Genomic DNA, 19852 nt, shown 5'->3' on the forward strand with positions numbered 1-19852 from the left:
TGATTTCGACCACAACCTGCAGGGAGTCATCCATCGTGCCCAAAATCCTGATCGTCGGCGGCGGCTACGCCGGTTTCTACACGGCATGGAAGCTCGAGTCGCACCTCCGATCCGGCGAGGCCGAGGTCACCATGGTGGACCCGCTGCCGTACATGACGTACCAGCCGTTCCTGCCCGAGGTCGTCTCCGGATCCATCGAGCCGCGCCACGCGGTCGTGTCCCAGCGACGCCACCTCCGCACCACCAACGTCGTCACGGCGAAGGTCACCGGCATCGACCACGCGTCGAAGACCGCGACCATCACGCCGCCCGTGGGCGAGCCGTACGAGTTCCAGTACGACATCATCGTCGTCACCGCCGGCAGCGTCTCCCGCACGTTCCCGATCCCGGGCGTCGCGGACGAGGCCATCGGCCTGAAGACGATCGAGGAGGCCGTCGCGATCCGCGACCGCATCTTCGCGAACTTCGACCGTGCGGCCACCCTGCCGGCCGGCCCCGAGCGCGACCGCCTCCTCACCTTCGTGGTGGTCGGCGGCGGCTTCGCCGGCATCGAGGTCTTCGCCGAGATGCGCAGCATCGCGACCGACCTCGTGAAGAAGTACCCCGAGATCGACTTCGAGGACACGCACTTCCACCTCATCGAGGCGATGGGCCGCATCATGCCCGAGGTGTCGCTCGAGACCAGCCACTGGGTGCTCAAGAACCTCGCCGAGCGCGGCGCGCTCGTGCACCTCGACACGCAGCTCAAGTCCGCCGTCGGCGGCGTCGTCGAGCTGTCGACCGGCGAGTCCTTCGAGTCCGACGTCATCGTCTGGACCGCGGGCGTCATGGCGAGCCCGATGCTGAAGAACACCGACCTCCCGATCGAGGAGCGCGGGCGCCTGCGCGTGCGCGCCGACGGTCGCGTCGAGGGTGACGACGGCATCGTCGCGGACGCCTGGGGCGCCGGCGACGTAGCGGCCACGCCCGACCTCACCGGCGGCGGCGTCGGCGGCTTCTGCGTGCCCAACGCCCAGCACGCCGTCCGCCAGGGCAAGCTCATGGCGAAGAACCTCACCGCGAGCCTCCGCGGCGAGGGCATCACCGACTACTTCCACAAGAACCTCGGCGCCGTCGCGGGGCTCGGCCTGTACCAGGGCGCGTTCCAGTCCGGCAAGATCGGCATCACCGGCTTCCCGGCCTGGGTCATGCACCGCGGCTACCACGGCCTCGCGATCCCGAGCTTCGAGCGCAAGGCGCGCGTCGTCACGGGCTGGCTGAACAACCTGGTCTGGGGCCGCGACATCGTCTCCCTCGAGGCGCGCGAGACCCCGCGCGTCGCGTTCGAGACGTTCGCGTCGCGTCCGCGCCCCGCCGCGGACGCCGCCCCGGCCGCGCCTGCCGAGAAGAAGGACGCCCCCTCGAAGAAGGCGGCCGACGAGGCCAAGGCCGACGCCCCCACCGAGGGCGAGAAGTCCCCGGCCCTCGCCGGCAGCTACAGCACGTCGCCCACCGCGGAGACGAAGGGCGAGGAGCGCACCTCCTGATCCATCCGCTAGCACCACCCGTCGACGGCCCGCAGGCAGCAGCCTGCGGGCCGTCGTCGCGTCCGGCCGCGCGGCGCTCCGGCCGACCGTAGGCTGTCGGGAGCGCTCCGGCGCCGGCCCCCGTAGTCCAATCGGCAGAGACGGGCGACTTAAAATCGCTACAGGTCAGGGTTCGAGTCCCTGCGGGGGCACCACCACCCGACTCGAGCGCGGCCGCGCATGCCGGCGCCCCCGGCCACCACCGGTACGACCACCTAGGCAGCCACGCGTCACCACTCGGTGCGCCCGCGAAGGATCCGGGCACGTAAGCTGAGGGGGCCCGGAGAATCGGGACCGTGGACGGGGGTCCATGGCAGTGAGGGGGCGGGGATGAGTCTGATCGACGACGCACGCCGGTCGGGGGCCCGGCAGCGCGCGGTGGATGCGCTCGGTCTCCTCGACAGCGCGCCCGAGGAGCGCTTCGACCGCGTCACGCGGCTCGCGCAGACCGCGTTCGGCGTCCCGCTGTCCACCATCGGCCTCGCCGACCACGACCGCATGTGGTTCGCGTCCTGCGCGGGCGCGGAGGTGCAGGAGGCGCCCATCAGCGCCATCTTCTGCGACACCACCGTGCGGGAGGAGCGGGTCCTCATCGTCGAGGACGCCCAGCAGCACCCGGTGTTCCGCGACCTCCCGAGCGTCGCCGGGGAGCCGCACGTGCGCTTCTACGCCGGCTACCCGCTGCGCGACACCGAGGGGCTCGTCATCGGCACGTTCTGCCTCTACGACGTGCGCCCGCGGAAGCTCGACGACCAGCAGCTCGCCCTGTTCGCCGAGCTCGCCGAGTGGGCGCAGCGCGAGCTGGTCACCAGCGCCGAGATGGAGCGGGCGCAGGCCGTGCAGGCGGCGCTCCTCCCCGAGGCCGAGGTCGTCGTCCCCGGATACGAGATCGCCGCCGTGTGCGTGCCCGCCCAGGTCGTGGGCGGCGACTTCTACGACTACGAGCGCACCGCGTCCGGCCTCCGCTTCGCCATCGCCGACGTCATGGGCAAGGGCACGGGCGCGGCGATCCTCACCGCCACCGTCCGCGCGGTGCTGCGCGGGCTCGCCGGCGCGGCCGACCGCTACGGCGCGGGGGTCCTCGAGGACACCGGCCGGATGATGAGCGACGCCGCGTACGCCCTCGACGCCGACCTCGACCGCACGGGCGCCTTCGTCACGCTGCAGCACGGCCACCTCGACGCCGCGTCCGGCCTCCTCCGGTACGCGGACGCGGGCCACGGCCTCACGATCGTCGTGCACGCCGACGGCCGCGTGACGCACCTGGTCACCACGGACCTGCCCATGGGGATCGACGTGGAGCACCCGTGGCGCGAGCGCCACGTCGTGCTCGCGCGCGGCGACACGTTCGTGACGTTCAGCGACGGCCTCTTCGACATGTTCGGCGGCAGCGCCCCCGCGTTCGCGCTCATCGGGCGCATGGTCCAGGAGGCCGGCGGCGTGCAGGCGCTCGTCGACCGGGTCCGCCTCCTCTCGTCCGCGGGCACGCCGCTCGACGACGTCACCGTCCTCGCGGTGAGGCGGGCATGACGACGACGGCGACGCGCACGCCGGGCACCTCCCGCATGACGTTCCGCTTCGCGCTCATCCGGCTGCTCGCCGTCGTCACGGCGATCCTCGGCCTCAACTACATCGTCTGGCGGCTGCTCTTCTCGGTGAACCCGGGGGCGCTCTGGATCGCGATCCCGCTGGTGCTCGCGGAGACCTACAGCCTCATCGACTCGCTCCTGTTCGGCTTCACCATGTGGCGCGCCCGCGAGCGGCCGAAGCCCCCGTCGCCCGCGCCGGACCTCACGGTCGACGTGTTCATCGCCACGTACAACGAGCCGCTCGACCTCGTGATGGACACCGCGCGCGCGGCCAAGCGCATCACCTACCCGCACAAGACGTGGGTGCTCGACGACGGCAACCGGGAGGAGCTCCGCGAGATCGCGGAGGCCGAGGGCATCGGCTGGATCACCCGCAGCGCCGACTGGACGGGACGCGCCCGCCACGCGAAGGCCGGCAACCTCAACAACGCGCTGCTCACGACCGAGGGCGAGTTCATGCTCATCCTCGACGCCGACCAGATCCCCGAGCCGGACATCCTCGACAAGACGCTCGGCTACTTCGACGACCCGCAGATGGCGCTCGTGCAGACGCCGCAGGTGTTCGTGAACGTGCCCGAGGACGATCCGCTCGGCAGCCAGGCGCCCCTGTTCTACGGCCCCATCCAGCAGGGCAAGGACGGCTGGAACGCGGCCTTCTTCTGCGGCTCGAACGCGATCCTCCGGCGCGAGGCGCTCATGCTCCTCGGCGTCTCCCGCTACGTCACCGACATCGAGATCAGCGTGTTCCGCGCGCTCCGCACCGCGGCCGACGTGCTGAAGCGCGCCCGGGCCGAGCTCGAGCCCGACCAGCAGGAGCTCCGCCAGGCGCTCGACGACGTCGACTACGACGTGCGGCGGGCGCGGGCCGAGCTCCGCCGCGGCCAGCCGCTGGCGGACGTGACGTTCCGCTTCCAGAAGCGCGTCGACTCCATCGCGGCCCGCGTCGTGCAGAGCGACATGGCGGCGCTGAACGCCGACCTCGCGGAGATCCAGGCCCTCGCGGGTGCTCCGGCCAGCGAGGAGGGCGCGGCGCCGCTCGTCGACGAGCGCGCCATGACCCGCCTCGCCCAGCGCGACTGGTCGCCGCTCGGGGCCATCGACGCCGTGCGCGCGCTGATCTCCGAGATCGACGTGCACCGCGAGTCCGACGCGCAGTCGATCATGCCGCTGGCCACCATCTCGGTCACCGAGGACATGGCCACCTGCATGCGCCTGCACGGCCTCGGCTGGAAGACGGCGTACCACGACGAGACGCTCGCCTACGGCCTCGCGCCCGAGGACCTGCCGACCATGCTCACCCAGCGGCTCCGCTGGGCGCAGGGCACGATCCAGGTGTTCTTCCGCGAGAACCCGCTGCTGCAGAAGGCGCTCACTATCCCGCAGCGCCTCATGTACTTCGCCACCATGTGGAGCTACTTCTCCGGCTTCACGGCCGTCGTCTACGTGGCCGCGCCCATGATCTACCTCGTCTTCGGCGTGCTCCCCGTGCAGGCGCTGTCGTCGGACTTCTTCATCCGGCTGATCCCGTTCCTCGTGGTGAACCAGATCCTGTTCGCCGTGGTCGGGCGGGGGAAGCGCACCTGGCGCGGGCAGCAGTACTCGCTCGCGCTGTTCCCCGTGTGGATCGCGTCGGTGACCACCGCCGTGGGCAACGTGTTCTTCCACAAGCCCCTCGACTTCGCCGTCACCTCCAAGGTGCGGGGCGAGAGCGGCAAGCCGCGGTGGGACCTCGTCAAGCCGCAGCTCTGGGTCATGGGGCTGCTGGTCTTCTCGTCCGCCATCGGCCTCATCCGGCTCGCGGTCGGTCAGGCGACGGCGCTCGGCACGTACACCAACATCGCCTGGGTCGTCTTCGACCTGGCGATCTTCAGCATCATCATCCGTGCGGCCCGCTATCGGGGCTTCACGCCGGCACAGGAGGACGCATGATCGACATCGCAGTGGACGACGAGGGCACCGACATCAGCATCGTGGCACCGACGGGACGCCTCAACATGGTCTCCGCGCGGCAGCTGACCACCGTGATCACGGAGGTCATCGACGGGGGCCGCCCCTTCGTCATCGTGGACCTCGGCGCCACCGACTTCATGGACTCCTCGGGGCTCGGCGCGCTCGTCTCCGCGCTCAAGCGCGCCCGGCAGGCCGGCGGCGACCTGCGGCTCGCGCGCCCGAACGCGCAGGTGCAGGCGGTGCTCGAGCTCACGAACCTCAACCGGGTGCTCACGGTGCATGAGTCCACCCAGGGCGTGTTCCGTGACCGATGAGGGCATGACGCACCACGCGCCGCCGGTGCGGGCCAACGTCACGCTCCCGGCCGTGGAGGAGAGCCTCTCCGCGGTGCACGCCGTCATCGCGGCGGTCTGGGACCAGGCCTCCGACGTCAGCGACACCGAGCGGATGCTGTTCGAGACCGCCGTGGTGGAGATCGCGGGCAATGTGGTGGAGCACGGCGTCGCGGTGGGCGAGCGCGCCGGCTACCCCGTGACCTTCACCATGACCGTGATCTGCCAGCACGACCGCATCGTGGCGCTGTTCGAGGACGACGGGCAGCCCGCGGTCGTCGACCTCACGCAGGTGTCCATGCCCGACGACCTCACCGAGAACGGCCGCGGGTTGGCGCTCGCGCAGGCGGTCCTCGACGACCTGACCTACGAGCGCACCGACGGCAGCAACCGCTGGCGGCTGGTCCGGCTCCGCGGCTGATGCCCGCGCGCCGCCGGGTGCGTGCGCGCGGGCGCGCGCGCCTGCGTGGCCGGGCGGGCGGATGGGCCGCGGCGATGGTGGCGCTCGCGATCGCCGTCGTGCCCGCGACCGCCGCGCTCGCCGCACCCGCCGTCCCCGCCGCACCCGCCGACGAGGTCGACCTCACGCGCGCGCCCGACGCGCCCTGGTTCGGCGGGATCCTCGACTGGACCGTCGACGACGCGCAGGGCTACGCCGACCGGCTCGGAGCGACCCCGGCGGTCCTCGGCCAGTCGGTGCGGTACCCGCTCGGATCCGAGGACGTCGCCTTCCTCGACCAGTTCGCGCAGCAGGCCGGGCAGCAGGGCGCCCTCCTGCTCCTCACGCTGGAGCCGACGAAGCCCCTCGCGGACCTGACCGCCGCGGACGCCGCCGCCCTCGCCGTCCGCCTCGAGGCGCTCCGGGAGCGCTACGACTCCCGCGCACTGGTGCGCTTCGCGCCCGAGATGAACGGCTCGTGGACCCCCTGGGGGCAGCAGCCGTCCGCCTACATCGCCGCCTTCCGCCAGGTCGCCGACGCCGTGCACGCCTCCGACGCGGGCGCCGTGACCGTCTGGTCGCCCGCCTACGCGGCCGGCTACCCGTTCGGCTCGGCCGACGGGCTGACGGACGCGTCCGGCACGCGCCCCATCGCGGAGCTCGACACGGACGGCAACGGCCGCGTCGACGTCGACGACGACGCCTACCGCCCCTACTACCCGGGTGACGACGCCGTCGACTGGGTCGGCCTCACCGCCTCGCACTTCGGGGCCGAGCAGGACTTCGTCGCGGGGCAGCCGCTCGAGGAGTACCTGGGCGGCGAGGTGGTCCCGCAGCAGGAGTTCGGCGAGAACGTCCTCCCCGAGGAGGGCAAGTTCGCGCGCGAGCTCGACGGCACGTACGGCTACGCCGACCAGAGCGGCACGGGGCGCGACTTCGGCGCCGAGTGGATCGAGGGCACCGGCAAGCCCGCCGTGATCGAGACGGGCACCCTCTACGACCCCGCCCGCACCGACGGCGCGAGCGAGTCCGACGTCAAGAGCGCCTGGTGGGAGCAGGTGCTCTCGGCGGACGTCCGCGCGGAGCACCCGGGCATCGGCATGGTGGTCTGGCGGGAGCTGCAGCGGCCGGAGGCGGAGGCCGACGGCGCCGTCGTCGACTGGCGCGCCACCGGCGACCCCGCCATCGCGTCGGCGCTCCGCGCGCACCTGGATCCCGCGACCGCGACCCTCGGCCCCGTCACGCAGGTCTTCGACCAGGACCGCGCGAACACCGCGACCGCGCAGTACCGTGACCCGGGCTCGCCCGAGGACGAGCAGATGGGCTGGATCGTCCTCTGCGCCGTCGTGCTCCTCGTGCTGTTCGCCGCCTCCGGCGTCATCGGGCGCCTGAAGCCCGGCTGGCGCTACCCGGACGAGGCGAACCCGCGCGACCGCCGCCTCGACCTCTTCCGCGGCTGGACCATCGTGGCGGTGGTCATCACCCACATCGAGATCGCGAGCCCCTACTCGTACGTGACGATCAACGCGATCGGCGCGATCACGGGCGCCGAGATGTTCGTGCTGCTCTCCGGCCTCGTGCTCGGCATGGTCTACCCGATGGCCGTGAAGCGCCTCGGGGAGGCGAAGGCGCTCGTCTCCATCCTGCGTCGCGCCCTCAAGCAGTACGTCGTGGCCGTCGCCGTGGTCGTCATCGTCCTCGCGCTCACGGCCGTGCCGTTCCTCGACACCGACGTGATCACGACCTTCACCGACCGCGGCACCGGCGCCGACGGCAAGGTGACGACGGGCCAGGTCTACGACCTGTACCCGAACGGCGCGCGCCTGCTCGACTACCCGCCGCCGTGGTACGCGATCCGCGACCTGCTGCTGCTCCGCATGGGCCCGTGGGTGTTCAACATCATGGGCCTGTTCGTGGTGCTCACCCTGCTCGTGCCCGCCGCCGTGTGGCTCCTGCGCCGCCGCATGTGGTGGGTCGTGCTCGTCGTCAGCTGGGCGGGGTACCTGCTCAACGCCCGCTACGACATCCGCGTGCTCCCGTCGATGTTCGAGGACGTCTTCCCGCTGCTCACGTGGCAGGTGGCGTTCCTCCACGGCATGGTCATCGGGTACTACCGCAGGCAGATCACCCGCGCCCTCACGGGCCGCCTCGGTCGCGTGCTGGTGACCGCAGGGCTCGTGGCCTACGCGGGCGCGCTGGCCGTGCTCTGGGCCGGCCACACGTACGGGGTGCAGCTGCCGGGCGTCCCCGACGGCCTGTACTCGTCGCTCTACGGGACGATGTACCAGCGCACCTTCCTGCAGCCGGGGCGCCTCGTCGACCTCGCGCTGATGCTCGTCGTCGCGTACACGGTCCTCACGCGCGTGTGGAAGCCCATCGACCGCGCGTTCGGATGGTTCTACACGCCGCTCGGGTCCGCGAGCCTGTACGTGTTCATCGTGCACGTGTTCTTCGTGCTGATCGTCGGCAGCCTGCCGTTCCTCGACAGGTCGAACGCCTGGCAGGGGACAGCGGTCCACACGCTGGTGCTGGCGGCGATCTGGTTCATGGTCACGCGCAAGGTGCTGTTCAAGGTCATCCCGACCTGATCCGCGGATCCGGGATCCGCCCGCATCCGGGCCAATCCGGTTCGACCCTCCGTTCCGAACGCTTCACGACATCCGGCGGAACAGTGCATCGCGCCCCTATGCCGGATGCCATTCATTCGAATAGCGTTCGAAGCAGCACGCGTCGTCATCTGGGATGCGCCGCGCCGATCAAGGGAGCTCCATCCATGTTCGACAAGAAGTTCATCACCCAGGCCATCGACAAGAGCGCGCAGTCGCCGCTCGACCGTCGCCGCTTCTTCACCGCAGCCGGCGTCGCCGGCCTCGGCGTCGGCGCCGCGGCCCTGATCCCCGCGACCGGCGCCCAGGCAGCCGACGCGCAGGCCGAGGCCGCAGCCGGCGCCGTCACCGACGCCGCCGTCCTCAACTTCGCCCTCAACCTCGAGTACCTCGAGGCCGAGTTCTACGTCCGCGCCGTCACCGGCACGGGCCTGCTCCCCAACCTCACCGACGGCGTCGGCACCCCCGGCCCCGTCACCGGCGGCCGCCAGGTCATCTTCCAGGACCGCCTCCTCCGCGAGTACGCCCGCGAGATCGCGAACGACGAGCGCGCCCACGTGAAGTTCCTCCGCGACGCGCTGGGCTCGGCCAAGGTCGCCCGTCCCGCGATCGACCTCGACGCCGCGTTCTCCGCCGCAGCAGCCGCTGCGGGCCTGGTGAAGCCGGGCGAGAAGTTCGACGCGTTCGCGAACCAGGACAACTTCCTGCTCGCATCCTTCGTGTTCGAGGACGTCGGAGTCACCGCCTACAAGGGCGCGGCGCCGCTGATCACGAACAAGACCTACCTCGAGGCCGCGGCCGGCATCCTCGCGGTCGAGGCGTACCACGCGGGCATCATCCGCACGTCGCTGTACGCGCGCGGCCTGGCCGCGCCCGCGAACGCGATCTCCAACGCCCGCGACTCCCTCGACGGTCCCACGGACCTGGACCAGGGCATCACGATGTCCGGCGGCGCGAACCTCGTGCCCACGGATGCGAACTCGATCGCGTTCAGCCGCACCCCGGGTCAGGTCCTGAACATCGTGTACCTGAACAACAAGGCCGTCACCAAGGGCGGCTTCTACCCCAACGGCGTCAACGGCTCCGTCAACACCAGCGCCGCCAACTAGCCCGCAGGCACGTGCACGCAGGGGCGCCGCCCACCTCTCGAGGTGGGCGGCGCCCCTGTCGTCGTCCCGGCCGATGCGCGGGGAGGTCGCCCGTCAGCGCCGGTTGCGGGGGCTCTCGGGCGCGAGCACGGAGTTCCGGCGGGAGTACGTGAGGTAGATGACGAGGCCGATCGCGAGCCAGATCCCGAAGCGCACCCACGTCTCCCACGGCAGCGACGACACGAGCCACAGCGAGAACCCGATCCCGACGATGGGCACCACGGGCATGAGCGGCAGCCGGAAGGTCCGCGGGATCTCCGGCCGCCGGTAGCGCAGCACGATCACGGCCGCGCAGACCACGACGAAGGCCAGCAGGATGCCGATGTTGGTGAGCTCCGCCACCACGGTGATGGGCAGGAAGCCCGCGAACAGCGCCGAGCCGATGCCGATGATCCACGTCACGCGCGTGGGCACGTTCCGCTTCCGGTCGGTCACGGCGAACCAGGCCGGCAGCAGGCCGTCGCGGCTCATGGAGAACCAGACGCGGGACGCGCCGAGCATGAACGTGAGCATCACCGTCACGACGCTGACGATCGCGCCGACCGCCACCACGTTGGCGACCGCGGGCAGGCCCACCGACTCGAAGGCCGTCGCGAAGCCGCTCTCCGGGTTGATGTCCGTGTAGCGCTGCATGCCCGTGAGCACGATGGTCGCGAGCACGTAGAGCACCATCGCGATCGCGAGCGACAGCAGGATCGCCTTCGGCATGTGCTTCGTCGCGTCCTTCGACTCCTCGGCCGCCGTGCTCATGGCGTCGTAGCCGAACACCGCGAAGAACACCGTCGCGGCGCCCGTGAAGACGCCGGCCGCGCCGAAGGGGAAGTACGGCTGGTAGTTGGCGCCGGTGATCTGCGTGAAGCCGATGACGACGATCACCAGCACGAGCGCGACCTTCAGCCCCACGAGGTAGAGCTCGAAGCGGCCGACGCTCTTCATGCCGCGCGTGAGGACGAAGGCGGTGCCGAGGCAGAGGATCACGGCGAAGAGGTCGACCACGTGGCCGTCGCCGGTGCCGGCCGCGCCCAGCATCCACGCCGGGAGGTCGACGCCGAGCTGGTCGAGCAGGAAGCCCGCGTAGCCGGAGACGCCGATGGCGACCACGCCCACGATGGCGGTGTACTCGAGCAGCAGGTCCCAGCCGATGAACCAGCCGACGATCTCGCCGAGGGCCGCGTAGCCGTAGGTGTACGCGGACCCGGCCTTGGGGATCATGCCCGCGAACTCCGCGTAGGAGAGGGCGGCCGCCGCGCTCGCGATGCCGGCGATGAGGAACGAGATGAGGACGGCGGGGCCGGCCGTCTGGTTGGCGACCGTGCCCGCCAGGGTGAAGATGCCGGTGCCGATGATGCCGCCCACGCCGATCGCCGTGAGCTGCCAGAGGCCGAGGGAGCGCGTGAGGCCGCCCTCGGGGGTGCCCGTGCCGGGCTCGTCCTCGATGGCGTCCACCGGCTTCCGCCGGGTGAGGGCCGCCCGGAGGCTCGTGCGGGATGTGCTCATGCAGGACTCCTGCCGTCGGGGCCGCGGGGGCCGGATCGAGGCCGCCGGAGCCGGCGACGCCCCCAGTGTGGCCCCGGCCGGGCGCGGGCGCCAGATGCGCGACGGGCGGCGGGAGCGCGTGCTGCTAGGCGCGCTGCAGGGAGGGCTCGACCACGCGGATCCAGAGCCACACCGCGACGCTCACCGCCGCGAAGGCCGCGGCGATCACGAGGGCGGTGATCCAGACGCCGGCCTGCACGCCGCTCGCGGTCGTGGCGACGGCAGCGAACGCCAGCGTGAGTACGACGACGCTCGCGCCGGCCCACAGGGGGAGGGAGCGGACGAGCAGCGAGCGGCCGAGCACGAGGGAGACGGGCGCGAGCGCGAGGGCAGCGGAGCTGAGCGAGGCGAGCGTGACGACGCTGAGCAGCTCGTTCGCCATCTGCGGCCACATGGCGCCGTCGGCGGGGACGAGGCCGTAGAGGATCCAGGCGACGAGCCCGAGCGTCGCGAGCGAGCCCGCCTGCACGAGCGCGAGGCGGGCGCGCGACCGGTCGTCCCGGTCGTCGGCGACGAGCCCGAGCACCTGGCCGAGGACCACGGGCGGAGCGAGCCCCAGGCTGCGCGACATGAGCACGGCCATGGCGGAGAGGACGAGGAGGGCCGGCACCGCGCGGACCCGGGCGGGACCGGCGCCGACCCGCCCGGCGACCGACGCGACCGCGACGACGCCCACGCCGTTGACGACGGCGAGGCCCGCGAGCGCCGCGAGGAACAGGCGGACGGCATTGGGGTCGGATCCCACGGGCAGGGAGAGCGCGGCCAGCGCGGCTGCGAGGGCGAGCGCCGCGGCGGCCCCGCCCCACCGGGCCGCGCGGCCGGGCTCGCGCGGCGAGCGGGCGCCGAGCAGCGTCGGCTCGACCTCGCGGCGGGCGGGCACGGGGATGGGCGCCGAGTCGAGTCGGCCGGGGACGATGCGCATCTGGCCGGTCGTGGCGGTGGAGTCCGTCCACGCGGCGGCCGCGGCGCGCGTGGTGAGGGCGCCGGCGTCGCCGCGGGGGACGATCCGGAGCGGCGTGACGTCCTCAGCCGCGCGGTGGCGCCCGCCGTAGCGCGCGATGAGCGCGCCGCGGAGGAGGAGCGCCGGCAGGGTCACGAGGAGCACCGCGCCGAGCGCGAGGAGGAAGGGGAGCAGGCCTCGGCCGTCCGTGAAGGCGATGGGCAGCGGCTGCAGCGCCGTGCCGAAGCGCGTGGGCGCGTTCCAGGTGCCGGGCGCGGCCGGCGACGGAGCGGATCCGGACCCGGGCGCGCCGTCGGGCGCGGCGCCGGGGCCCGAGGGGGAGCCGCCGCCGGATCCCGGCACGGGCGCGGGAGCCGCCTGCGTGCCCTCGGGCGAGCTGGTGGCCTGGGGCGCGGGGGTCGCGGGCGGGGTCGTCGCGCCCGGCGTGGGCGAGGAGGCGGGGGCGGCGACGGCGAGGCGCACCTCGGCGGCGAGCGTGCTGATGTTGCCGAGCGGATCCGTGACCGTCGCCGTGATCCCGAGGGGACCGGGCGGCAGCGTGCCGGTCGTGCACGACCACCGGCCGCCGACCACCCGCGCCTGACACGCGGCGTCGCCGTAGCCGGAGAGATAGGCGCGGACGATGCCGCCGTCCTCGTCGGAGGTGCCGGAGATCACGATGCCCGCCTGGTCGACGGTGGCGCCCGCGGCGGGCGCCGTGATGACCGCGGCGCCGGGGGCCGACGTGTCGAAGGACGCCGTGCCGCGGCCGACCGCGGGCGCGCCGGTGCTCCAGGACGTGCTCTGCGTGGCCGTGACGGGGACGCCCGTGCCCGACGCCGGCGGCGGCGCGAGCAGGCAGGCCCACGTGCTCGAGGTGCCGACCGTCGCACGGCAGGCCGCGGATCCGGATCGCGCGTCGACCGTGGCGCCCGGGTAGCCCGTGCCGCTCACGAGCCCGGTCGTGACGACGGCGAAGCTGTTGACGCCGGGCGCCCGGAGGACCGAGGCGGTCGCCGAGGCCTCCTGGCCGGCCGAGGTGACGCGGACCGGGCTCTGGCCGTCGGGCACGCCGGTCGCGGTCGCGCGCCAGGTGGTGGGCGAGGGGAGCGTGACGGCGGCCGGCACGCTCGCGATGGTGACCTGCACGTCGGCGCCCGCGGCGCGCGTGCCCGAGAGGGCGACGGCGCCGTCGGTGGAGAAGGGCGGCGCGTCCACGGTGGGGCCGGGGGCGGGCGGAGCGGAGGGGGTCGGGCTCGGCGCGGGCGTCGGGGCCAGCGGGGCGGCGGACGCGGCGGCCGAGCCGCCGGCGGCCAGCGCCGCGAGGAGGGCCAGCAGGGCGACCGCGCGGACGACCCGCTCGCGGGGTCGCCGGACGTCGCCCGCTCCACCCCCCGTGGACGGACGTGCCCTGTTCTCCGCTCGACACCGCACCGTGCGTCCATTCATGCGTGCACGCCCGGGCGTGTCAACCACCCGCACCGTCCGTGATGGAAGTGGTACGGGAACCTGGGCGCGGCGTCCCCGGGCCCGGTGCGCGGGGTGTGCACGGGCGGTGCGCCGCCGGGTCGCCGCGGCCCGGACCGCCCGACGTCGTGCCGGATACTGACGGGGTGACCCCTCGCGACGCCGTCCCCGACCGCCCGACGCCGACCGAGCTGGCGGGCCTCCTCGCGGGCGGTCCGCGCGTCGGGGTGAGCACGAGCGCCACCAAGGTCGAGGGCCGGGCGCACGAGGGCGGACGCACGGAGTCCGCGTGGGACGCGTTCGCCCGCCGCTCCGGCGCCGTCGCCGACGGCAGCGACCCCGAGCGGGGCGCCGAGCACATGGCCAGGTACCGCGAGGACGTCGCGCTCGCGACCGAGCTCGGCGTGGACGTCCTCTCCTTCTCCCTCTCCTGGTCCCGGATCCAGCCCGAGGCCCGCGGCGGCCTCCGCCGGGAGGGCATCGGCTTCTACGACGAGCTGGTCGACGCGCTGCTGGCCGCGGGGATCAGGCCGCGCGCCGCCCTGCACGACCACGACCTGCCCGTCGAGCTGCAGGACCGCGGCGGCTGGCTGCACCGGGACACCGCGCTCCGCTTCGGCGACCTCGCCTACCTCGCCGCCGAGGCGCTCGCGGACCGCGTGCCCGACTGGGTGACGCTGCGGACGCCCGCGCTGACCACGATGTCCGGCCACGTGACGGGGGAGCACGCGCCCGGATCCCGCCTCGGGCTCGACGCCCTGCCGACCGTGCACCACCAGCTGCTCGCCCACGGCCTCGCCGTCGAGGCGATCCGCGGCTCGCGCTCGTCGGCGCGCGTCGGCATCGTGAACGCGCACCGCGTCATCGAGGCCGCCTCCGCGGACGACGACGACCGCGCGGCCGCCGTCGCCGCGCGCGCCCTGCACCAGGACCTCTTCGCCGACGCCGTCCTCCTCGGCCGCTACCCGGACCTCGACGGCCCGCACGCGGAGGCCTTCGCGCGCCTCGGCCGCGTCGACCCGGCCGACCTCCGCGCCATCGGCCAGCCGCTCGACCACTACGGGGTCGCGCTCGCCGACCCGATCCGCGTCGCCGCCGTGCCGCGCCTGACCACCGGATCCGCCGCGATCCCGTTCGCCGAGCTGCCCTGGACCGACCACCCGTCCTCGCTCGACGGCCACGTCGTCGCGCCCGACCTCGTGCCCGCCGTGCTCGCCGACCTCCGCGCGCGCTACGGCGACGCGCTCCCGCCGGTCGTCCTCTCGGGCCTCGACGCGGCGCACCCCGAGCAGGTGGACGAGCGCGACGGCTCGCGGCGGGACCCGCGCCGGGCGCACGCGATCTCCGACCACCTGGTGCAGGCGCTCGCGGCGGTCGCCCCCGGCGGTCCCGCGGAGGGCGTGCGGCTCGAGGCGGTCATCGCGGGCAGCCTGCTCGACGGCTTCGAGTGGGAGGCGGGACGGGCCCACCCGCGCGGACTCGTCCACGTGGATCCGCGCACCGGCGACCGCACGCCGCGCTCCTCGTACCGCTTCCTCCGCGACACCCTCCGCGAGCGCGGCTGACCCGCGCCGCCGCGCCGCACGCGCGCCGCCGCCGCGCCGGCCGTGCGACGCCCCCAGAACGGGTGCGCGGGCCCCGTGTCCCCGGGTCCTCCCCGGACCCGCGCGTAGGATCCTGACCATGGAATTGTGGATCGCGCTCGGAGTCGTCGTGCTCCTGGCAGTGCTCGTCGGCATCTACCTCTGGGCGACGTACAACGCCCTCGTCACCCTCAACGTCCGCGTGGACGAGGCGTGGAGCGACATCACCGTGCAGCTGAAGAGGCGCGCGGACCTGCTGCCGACCATCATCGAGTCGGTCAAGGGCTACGCCTCCCACGAGAACCGGGTGTTCGAGTCGGTCGCGTCGGCCCGCACGGAGACGATCAGCGCCGCGAACCCGGCCGAGGCGAGCTCCGCGGAGGAGCACCTGCAGGGGGCCATGAAGTCGCTCTTCGCGGTCGCCGAGGCGTACCCGCAGCTGCAGACGAGCCAGACGTTCCTGCAGCTGCAGGGCGAGCTGGTCGACACCGAGGACCGGATCCAGGCCTCGCGCCGCTTCTACAACGGCGGCGTGCGGGAGCTGAACACCAAGATCACGCAGTTCCCGAACACGCTCTTCGTGCGCGGGCTGGGCTTCGGCGAGCGGGACTTCTACGAGGTCTCGAGCCTCGCCTCCATCGCCGAGCCGCCGCGCGTGCAGTTCTAGGGGCCGCGCCTCAGCCGGCCGGGTCCGACGTCGGATCCAGGGTGGCCGTCGGCTCGGCCGCGACCGCCTCCACGGCCGGCAGGTGCGCCCGCAGCGCGCTCGCGAGCGTGCCCCGGTCGACCACCCCCACGCGCTCGAGCCCCTGCCAGGCGGCGGCGCGCTCGAGCAGCGGCGCGATCCGCTCGGCGATGACCGCGGCGTCGTGCCGCCCCTCGATCCAGGACGCCTGCACCCGCAGCACGCCCGCCTGCCGGTCGCTCTTGAGGTCGACCCGGGCGACGATCTCGTCGTCCACCAGCACCGGCAGCACGTAGTACCCGTGCACGCGCTTCGCCGCGGGCGTGTAGATCTCGATCCGGTAGTGCAGGTCGAAGAGGCGGAGCGCCCGATCCCGGAACCACACCACCGGGTCGAAGGGCGACAGCAGCGCCTCGCCCGCGATCCGCCGGGGGAGCCGCGCGTCCCGGTGCAGCCAGACGGGCAGCGGCCCCCCGCGCCCCTCCCAGCCCGGCACCGTCACGGGGAGCACCTCGCCCGCGTCGGCCAGGTCGCGGAGCGCGCGGTCGGTCGCCGCGCGGGACAGGCGGTGGTAGTCGCCGAGGTCCGCCGCCGTGCCGATGCCGTGCGCGACCGCCGCGCGGCGCACGAGCTCCCGCACCGCGTCCTCCTCGGGGACCTCGCGCGCGAGGACGTCCGCGGGCAGCACGTCCTCCGCCAGGCCGTACACGCGCTCGAAGCCGCGTCGGCCGGCGCTCGCGATCTCGCCCCACGCGAACAGCGCCTCGAGCGCGCGCTTCACGTCCGACCAGCCCCACCACGGACCCGTGCGCACGTTCGCCTCGTGCTCGACGGCGCTCGCGGGCACCGGGCCGGTCCGGGCGAGCTCGGCGCGGACCTCCGCCAGCAGCGGCGCGTGCTCGAGCGCCCAGGATCCCGGGCCGCATCCGGCGGGCGCGCTCCGCCTCCATCCGCCAGCGGTACAGCGGCAGGTCGCCGACGGGCAGCACGGCGGCCTGGTGCGCCCAGTACTCCGTGTACGCGCCGCCGCCGCCGAACAGCATCCGGTCGAGCGCCGCGCGGTCGTAGGGCCCCACGCGCGCGAGCACGGGCAGGTGGTGGCTCCGCTCGAAGACGTTGACGGAGTCGATCTGCAGGAGGCCCAGGCGCCGGATCTCCGCCGCCAGGCGCCGCGTGCCCGCGACCTCCGGATGCGGTCGGCCGAGCCCCTGGGCCGCCAGGGCCACGCGGCGGGCGAGGGCGGGGGAGACGGAGTCGGGCATGCCCCGACGCTACCCGCGGCCCCCGACCCGGCGTCCCGCCGGCGACGGCGCGGCCCGCGGGGCGCGGGTGCACGGGAGGCCCGTCCTAGACTCCCAGCATGATCTTCGGCCAGCGATCCCGCGCGCCAGCCGCGGCGGACGCCCGCGCCGCCGAGCGCCGCGTCGACCCCGACCTCGACACGGTCCAGCCGGTCGCGCGCACCGTCGCCGCGGCCGTGCCGCCCGGCATGGTCATCGCCGGCGCGTGGGCCTGGCGGCTGCTCCTGATCCTCGGCGTGCTCGGCGTCGTCGGGTGGCTCGTCATCCAGCTCGAGTACGTGGTCATCCCGCTGTTCCTCGCGGTCGTGCTCGCGGCCCTGCTCGTGCCCATCTCGAACTGGATGCAGCGCCACCACGTGCCGAAGTGGCTCGCGGTCGCGATCTCGGAGATCGGCGTCATCGTGGCGGTGGCGGCGCTGGTCTACCTCGTCACCACGCAGATCATCGGCCAGTACGACTCCATCCGCGCGCAGACGATGACGCGGTACGCCGACGTCCGCGACTACCTCACGAACGGTCCGCTGCAGCTCTCCGAGGCGCAGCTCACCGACGCGTACGCGCAGGCGGTCGACGCCGTGCAGCGCGACGCCGGCGTGCTCCTCAGCGGCGCGCTCTCCGTCACGTCCTCGCTCGGGCACGTGCTCACGGGCGTCCTGCTCGTGCTGTTCTCGACCCTGTTCATCCTCATCGACGGCGCGGGCATGTGGCGCTGGGTCGTGCGCCTGTTCCCGCGCCTCGCGCGCCCCGCGGTCGACGGCGCGGGCAAGGCCGGCTGGACCACGCTGCAGAACTTCGTGAAGGTCCAGGTGCTCGTGGCGCTGATCGACGCCGTCGGCATCGCCGGCGGCGCCGCCATCATCGGGGTGCCGCTCGCGATCCCCATCGGCGTGCTCGTGTTCCTCGGCTCGTTCATCCCGATCGTCGGCGCGGTGCTCACGGGCTTCCTCGCCGTGTTCGTGGCGCTCGTCTACAACGGCCTGCCGCAGGCCGTCGGCATGGTGGTGATCGTCCTCATCGTGCAGCAGGTGGAGGGGCACATCCTCCAGCCGCTCATCATGGGCACGGTCGTCAAGGTGCACCCGCTCGCGGTCGTGCTCGCCGTCGCAGCGGGCGGCATGGTCGGCGGCATCGCGGGCACCTTCTTCGCCGTGCCGCTCGTCGCCACGCTCAACTCCATGGTCAAGCACGTCGCCAGCGGAGCCTGGCGGGGGCAACCCGAGCCGCCCCCTCCCGCGCTCCCCGCCGACGCCTCGCACGCCACCCGCCGCCCCACCCCCAGGAAGCGCACCCGATGACCGACGCCGCCACCGCACCCGCCGCCGCGCACGCCGACCTCCCGCGCCTCCGCGCGGTGGGCGACGAGCTCGACCCCTCGCAGCTGGGCGAGGAGGCCGCGGCGCTCGCGGGCGAGCTGCCCCGTGGATCCGCGCCCACGCTCGAGCGCATCGAGGCGGCCCGCGTGGTCGTCAGCCGCGTCGCCGACGTGACGCCCATGGAGTCGTCGCGGTTCCTCGCCGAGATCCTCGGCAGCCCCGTGCACCTCAAGTGCGAGAACCTGCAGCGCACCGGGTCGTACAAGATCCGCGGCGCCTACAACCGCATCTCGCGCCTCACCGACGAGGAGAAGGCGCGCGGCGTCGTGGCCGCGTCGGCCGGCAACCACGCGCAGGGCGTCGCCTTCGCGGCGCGCGAGCTCGGGATCCGGGCCACGATCTTCATGCCCGTGGGCGTCGCGCTGCCGAAGCTCCAGGCGACCCGGCAGTACGGCGCGGAGGTCATCCTCCGCGGCCACACCGTCGCCGAGCCGCTGCTCGCCGCCGCCGAGTTCGCCGCGCAGACGGGCGCCGTGCTCATCCCGCCGTTCGACCACGAGGACGTCATCACGGGCCAGGCGACGCTCGGCCTCGAGATCCTCGACCAGACGCCCGACGTGGAGACGGTCGTGGTGCCCATCGGGGGCGGCGGCCTGATCTCCGGCGTCGCCACCGCGCTCAAGCTCCGGGCCGCCCGGGAGGGCCGCAGCATCCGCGTCGTCGGCGTGCAGGCGCGCAACGCCGCCGCCTACCCGCCGTCGCTGGCGGCCGGCCGGGCCACGGAGATCGAGATCACGCCGACCATCGCGGACGGCATCGCGGTCGCGAAGCCGGGCCTGCTCAACTTCGACATCATCCGCGAGAGCGTCGACGAGGTCGTGACGGTCGAGGACGACGACACGGCGCGCGCCCTGCTCCTCCTCCTCGAGCGCGCGAAGCTCGTGGTGGAGCCCGCGGGCGCGGTGGGCGTCGCCGCGATCCTGGCGGGCCTCGTGCAGGACGCCGGCCGCACCGTCGTCATCCTCTCGGGCGGCAACATCGACCCGCTCATGATGGAGCGCGTCATCAGCCGCGGCCTCGCCGCCTCCGACCGCTACGTGAAGCTGCGGATCATGCTGCCCGACCGCCCGGGCCAGCTCGCCCGCACGTCGCAGATCATCTCCGAGGCGAACGCCAACGTCGTGGAGGTGCTGCACACCCGGCACGGCCGCGGGCTGCAGATCAGCGAGGTCGAGCTCGAGGTGAGCGTGGAGACGCGCGGCGCCGAGCACACGGCCGAGGTCGTCCAGCGGCTCCGCGACGCGGGCTACGACCCGCGGCTCCAGCGCGACTGACGGTCGCCCGTCCCGCAGCGCCGCCACCCGGACGCACGAGGGGCCGCGGACCCGATGGTCCGCG

At 73.6% G+C, this 19852-nt stretch carries 14 protein-coding genes, 1 tRNA gene and 1 pseudogene; 12 read left to right on the top strand and 4 right to left on the bottom strand.

The features are described from left to right. Window positions 1-35: 35 nt before the first annotated feature. The 8 genes from QFZ62_RS14200 to QFZ62_RS14235 all read left to right on the top strand — a co-directional run bounded on the left by QFZ62_RS14200 (window position 36) and on the right by QFZ62_RS14235 (window position 9590). Window positions 36-1526 carry an NAD(P)/FAD-dependent oxidoreductase gene (locus tag QFZ62_RS14200; RefSeq protein ID WP_307506968.1) on the top strand — a complete coding sequence of 497 codons (1491 nt, stop codon included), beginning with the start codon at window positions 36-38 and terminating at the stop codon, window positions 1524-1526. 116 nt (window positions 1527-1642) lie between these two features. Beyond that, a tRNA-Leu gene (locus tag QFZ62_RS14205) sits at window positions 1643-1720 on the top strand. A gap of 175 nt (window positions 1721-1895) precedes the next feature. Then, window positions 1896-3095, top strand: coding sequence for a PP2C family protein-serine/threonine phosphatase (locus QFZ62_RS14210; protein ID WP_307506969.1), 1200 nt, complete (start codon window positions 1896-1898; stop codon window positions 3093-3095). Further along, window positions 3092-5083, top strand: coding sequence for a glycosyltransferase (locus tag QFZ62_RS14215; RefSeq protein WP_373425962.1), 1992 nt, complete (start codon window positions 3092-3094; stop codon window positions 5081-5083). The genes QFZ62_RS14210 and QFZ62_RS14215 overlap by 4 nt, the downstream gene beginning before the upstream one ends. After that, window positions 5080-5418 (top strand): STAS domain-containing protein, encoded by a 339-nt coding sequence (locus QFZ62_RS14220; RefSeq protein ID WP_307506972.1) that lies wholly within the window; start codon window positions 5080-5082, stop codon window positions 5416-5418. Before QFZ62_RS14215 ends, QFZ62_RS14220 begins: the two co-directional genes overlap by 4 nt. A 4-nt stretch (window positions 5419-5422) precedes the next feature. Continuing rightward, on the top strand, window positions 5423-5857 hold the full coding sequence (locus QFZ62_RS14225) for an ATP-binding protein (protein ID WP_307506975.1): 435 nt from the start codon (window positions 5423-5425) through the stop codon (window positions 5855-5857). Between the two features lie 74 nt (window positions 5858-5931). Next, window positions 5932-8463 carry an OpgC domain-containing protein gene (gene opgC, locus QFZ62_RS14230; protein WP_307506977.1) on the top strand — a complete coding sequence of 844 codons (2532 nt, stop codon included), beginning with the start codon at window positions 5932-5934 and terminating at the stop codon, window positions 8461-8463. Window positions 8464-8648: 185 nt separating this feature from the next. Then, on the top strand, window positions 8649-9590 hold the full coding sequence (locus tag QFZ62_RS14235; protein ID WP_307504607.1) for a ferritin-like domain-containing protein: 942 nt from the start codon (window positions 8649-8651) through the stop codon (window positions 9588-9590). A 93-nt stretch (window positions 9591-9683) separates the two neighbouring features. On the opposite strand, the gene QFZ62_RS14240 is transcribed toward QFZ62_RS14235, so the two are convergent. Continuing rightward, entirely contained in the window at window positions 9684-11126 is a 1443-nt protein-coding gene (locus QFZ62_RS14240) for an amino acid permease (protein ID WP_307506979.1), read from the bottom strand. Between the two features lie 124 nt (window positions 11127-11250). Further along, window positions 11251-13554: a hypothetical protein gene (locus QFZ62_RS14245; RefSeq protein ID WP_307506981.1), complete on the bottom strand. Its 2304-nt coding sequence runs from the start codon at window positions 13552-13554 to the stop codon at window positions 11251-11253. Window positions 13555-13718: 164 nt separating this feature from the next. Here QFZ62_RS14245 and QFZ62_RS14250 point away from each other — a divergent pair, with 164 nt between their 5' ends. Together QFZ62_RS14250 and QFZ62_RS14255 are read left to right on the top strand one after the other, a co-directional pair. Next, the gene (locus QFZ62_RS14250) at window positions 13719-15137 is read left to right on the top strand and encodes a glycoside hydrolase family 1 protein (RefSeq protein ID WP_307506983.1); all 1419 of its coding nucleotides are present in this window, start codon (window positions 13719-13721) and stop codon (window positions 15135-15137) included. 118 nt (window positions 15138-15255) lie between these two features. Beyond that, window positions 15256-15822, top strand: a complete 567-nt coding sequence (locus QFZ62_RS14255) for a LemA family protein (protein WP_053775006.1) — start codon at window positions 15256-15258, stop codon at window positions 15820-15822. A gap of 10 nt (window positions 15823-15832) precedes the next feature. On the opposite strand, the gene QFZ62_RS15635 is transcribed toward QFZ62_RS14255, so the two are convergent. Beyond that, window positions 15833-16687: a winged helix-turn-helix domain-containing protein gene (locus QFZ62_RS15635; protein WP_373425963.1), complete on the bottom strand. Its 855-nt coding sequence runs from the start codon at window positions 16685-16687 to the stop codon at window positions 15833-15835. Beyond that, a pseudogene (locus QFZ62_RS15640) lies at window positions 16617-17102 on the bottom strand (DNA glycosylase AlkZ-like family protein); the annotation flags it as partial. The pseudogene QFZ62_RS15640 and the gene QFZ62_RS15635, both read right to left, overlap by 71 nt. Before the next feature lie 98 nt (window positions 17103-17200). Between QFZ62_RS15640 and QFZ62_RS14265 the strand changes: the two are divergent. Next, the gene (locus QFZ62_RS14265; protein ID WP_307506986.1) at window positions 17201-18436 is read left to right on the top strand and encodes an AI-2E family transporter; all 1236 of its coding nucleotides are present in this window, start codon (window positions 17201-17203) and stop codon (window positions 18434-18436) included. Continuing rightward, window positions 18433-19788, top strand: a complete 1356-nt coding sequence (ilvA, locus tag QFZ62_RS14270) for a threonine ammonia-lyase (protein WP_307506988.1) — start codon at window positions 18433-18435, stop codon at window positions 19786-19788. Before QFZ62_RS14265 ends, ilvA begins: the two co-directional genes overlap by 4 nt. The last annotated feature ends 64 nt before the right edge of the window (window positions 19789-19852 follow it).

The sequence above is a fragment of the Clavibacter sp. B3I6 genome (genome assembly GCF_030816895.1).
Classification (GTDB): domain Bacteria; phylum Actinomycetota; class Actinomycetes; order Actinomycetales; family Microbacteriaceae; genus Clavibacter.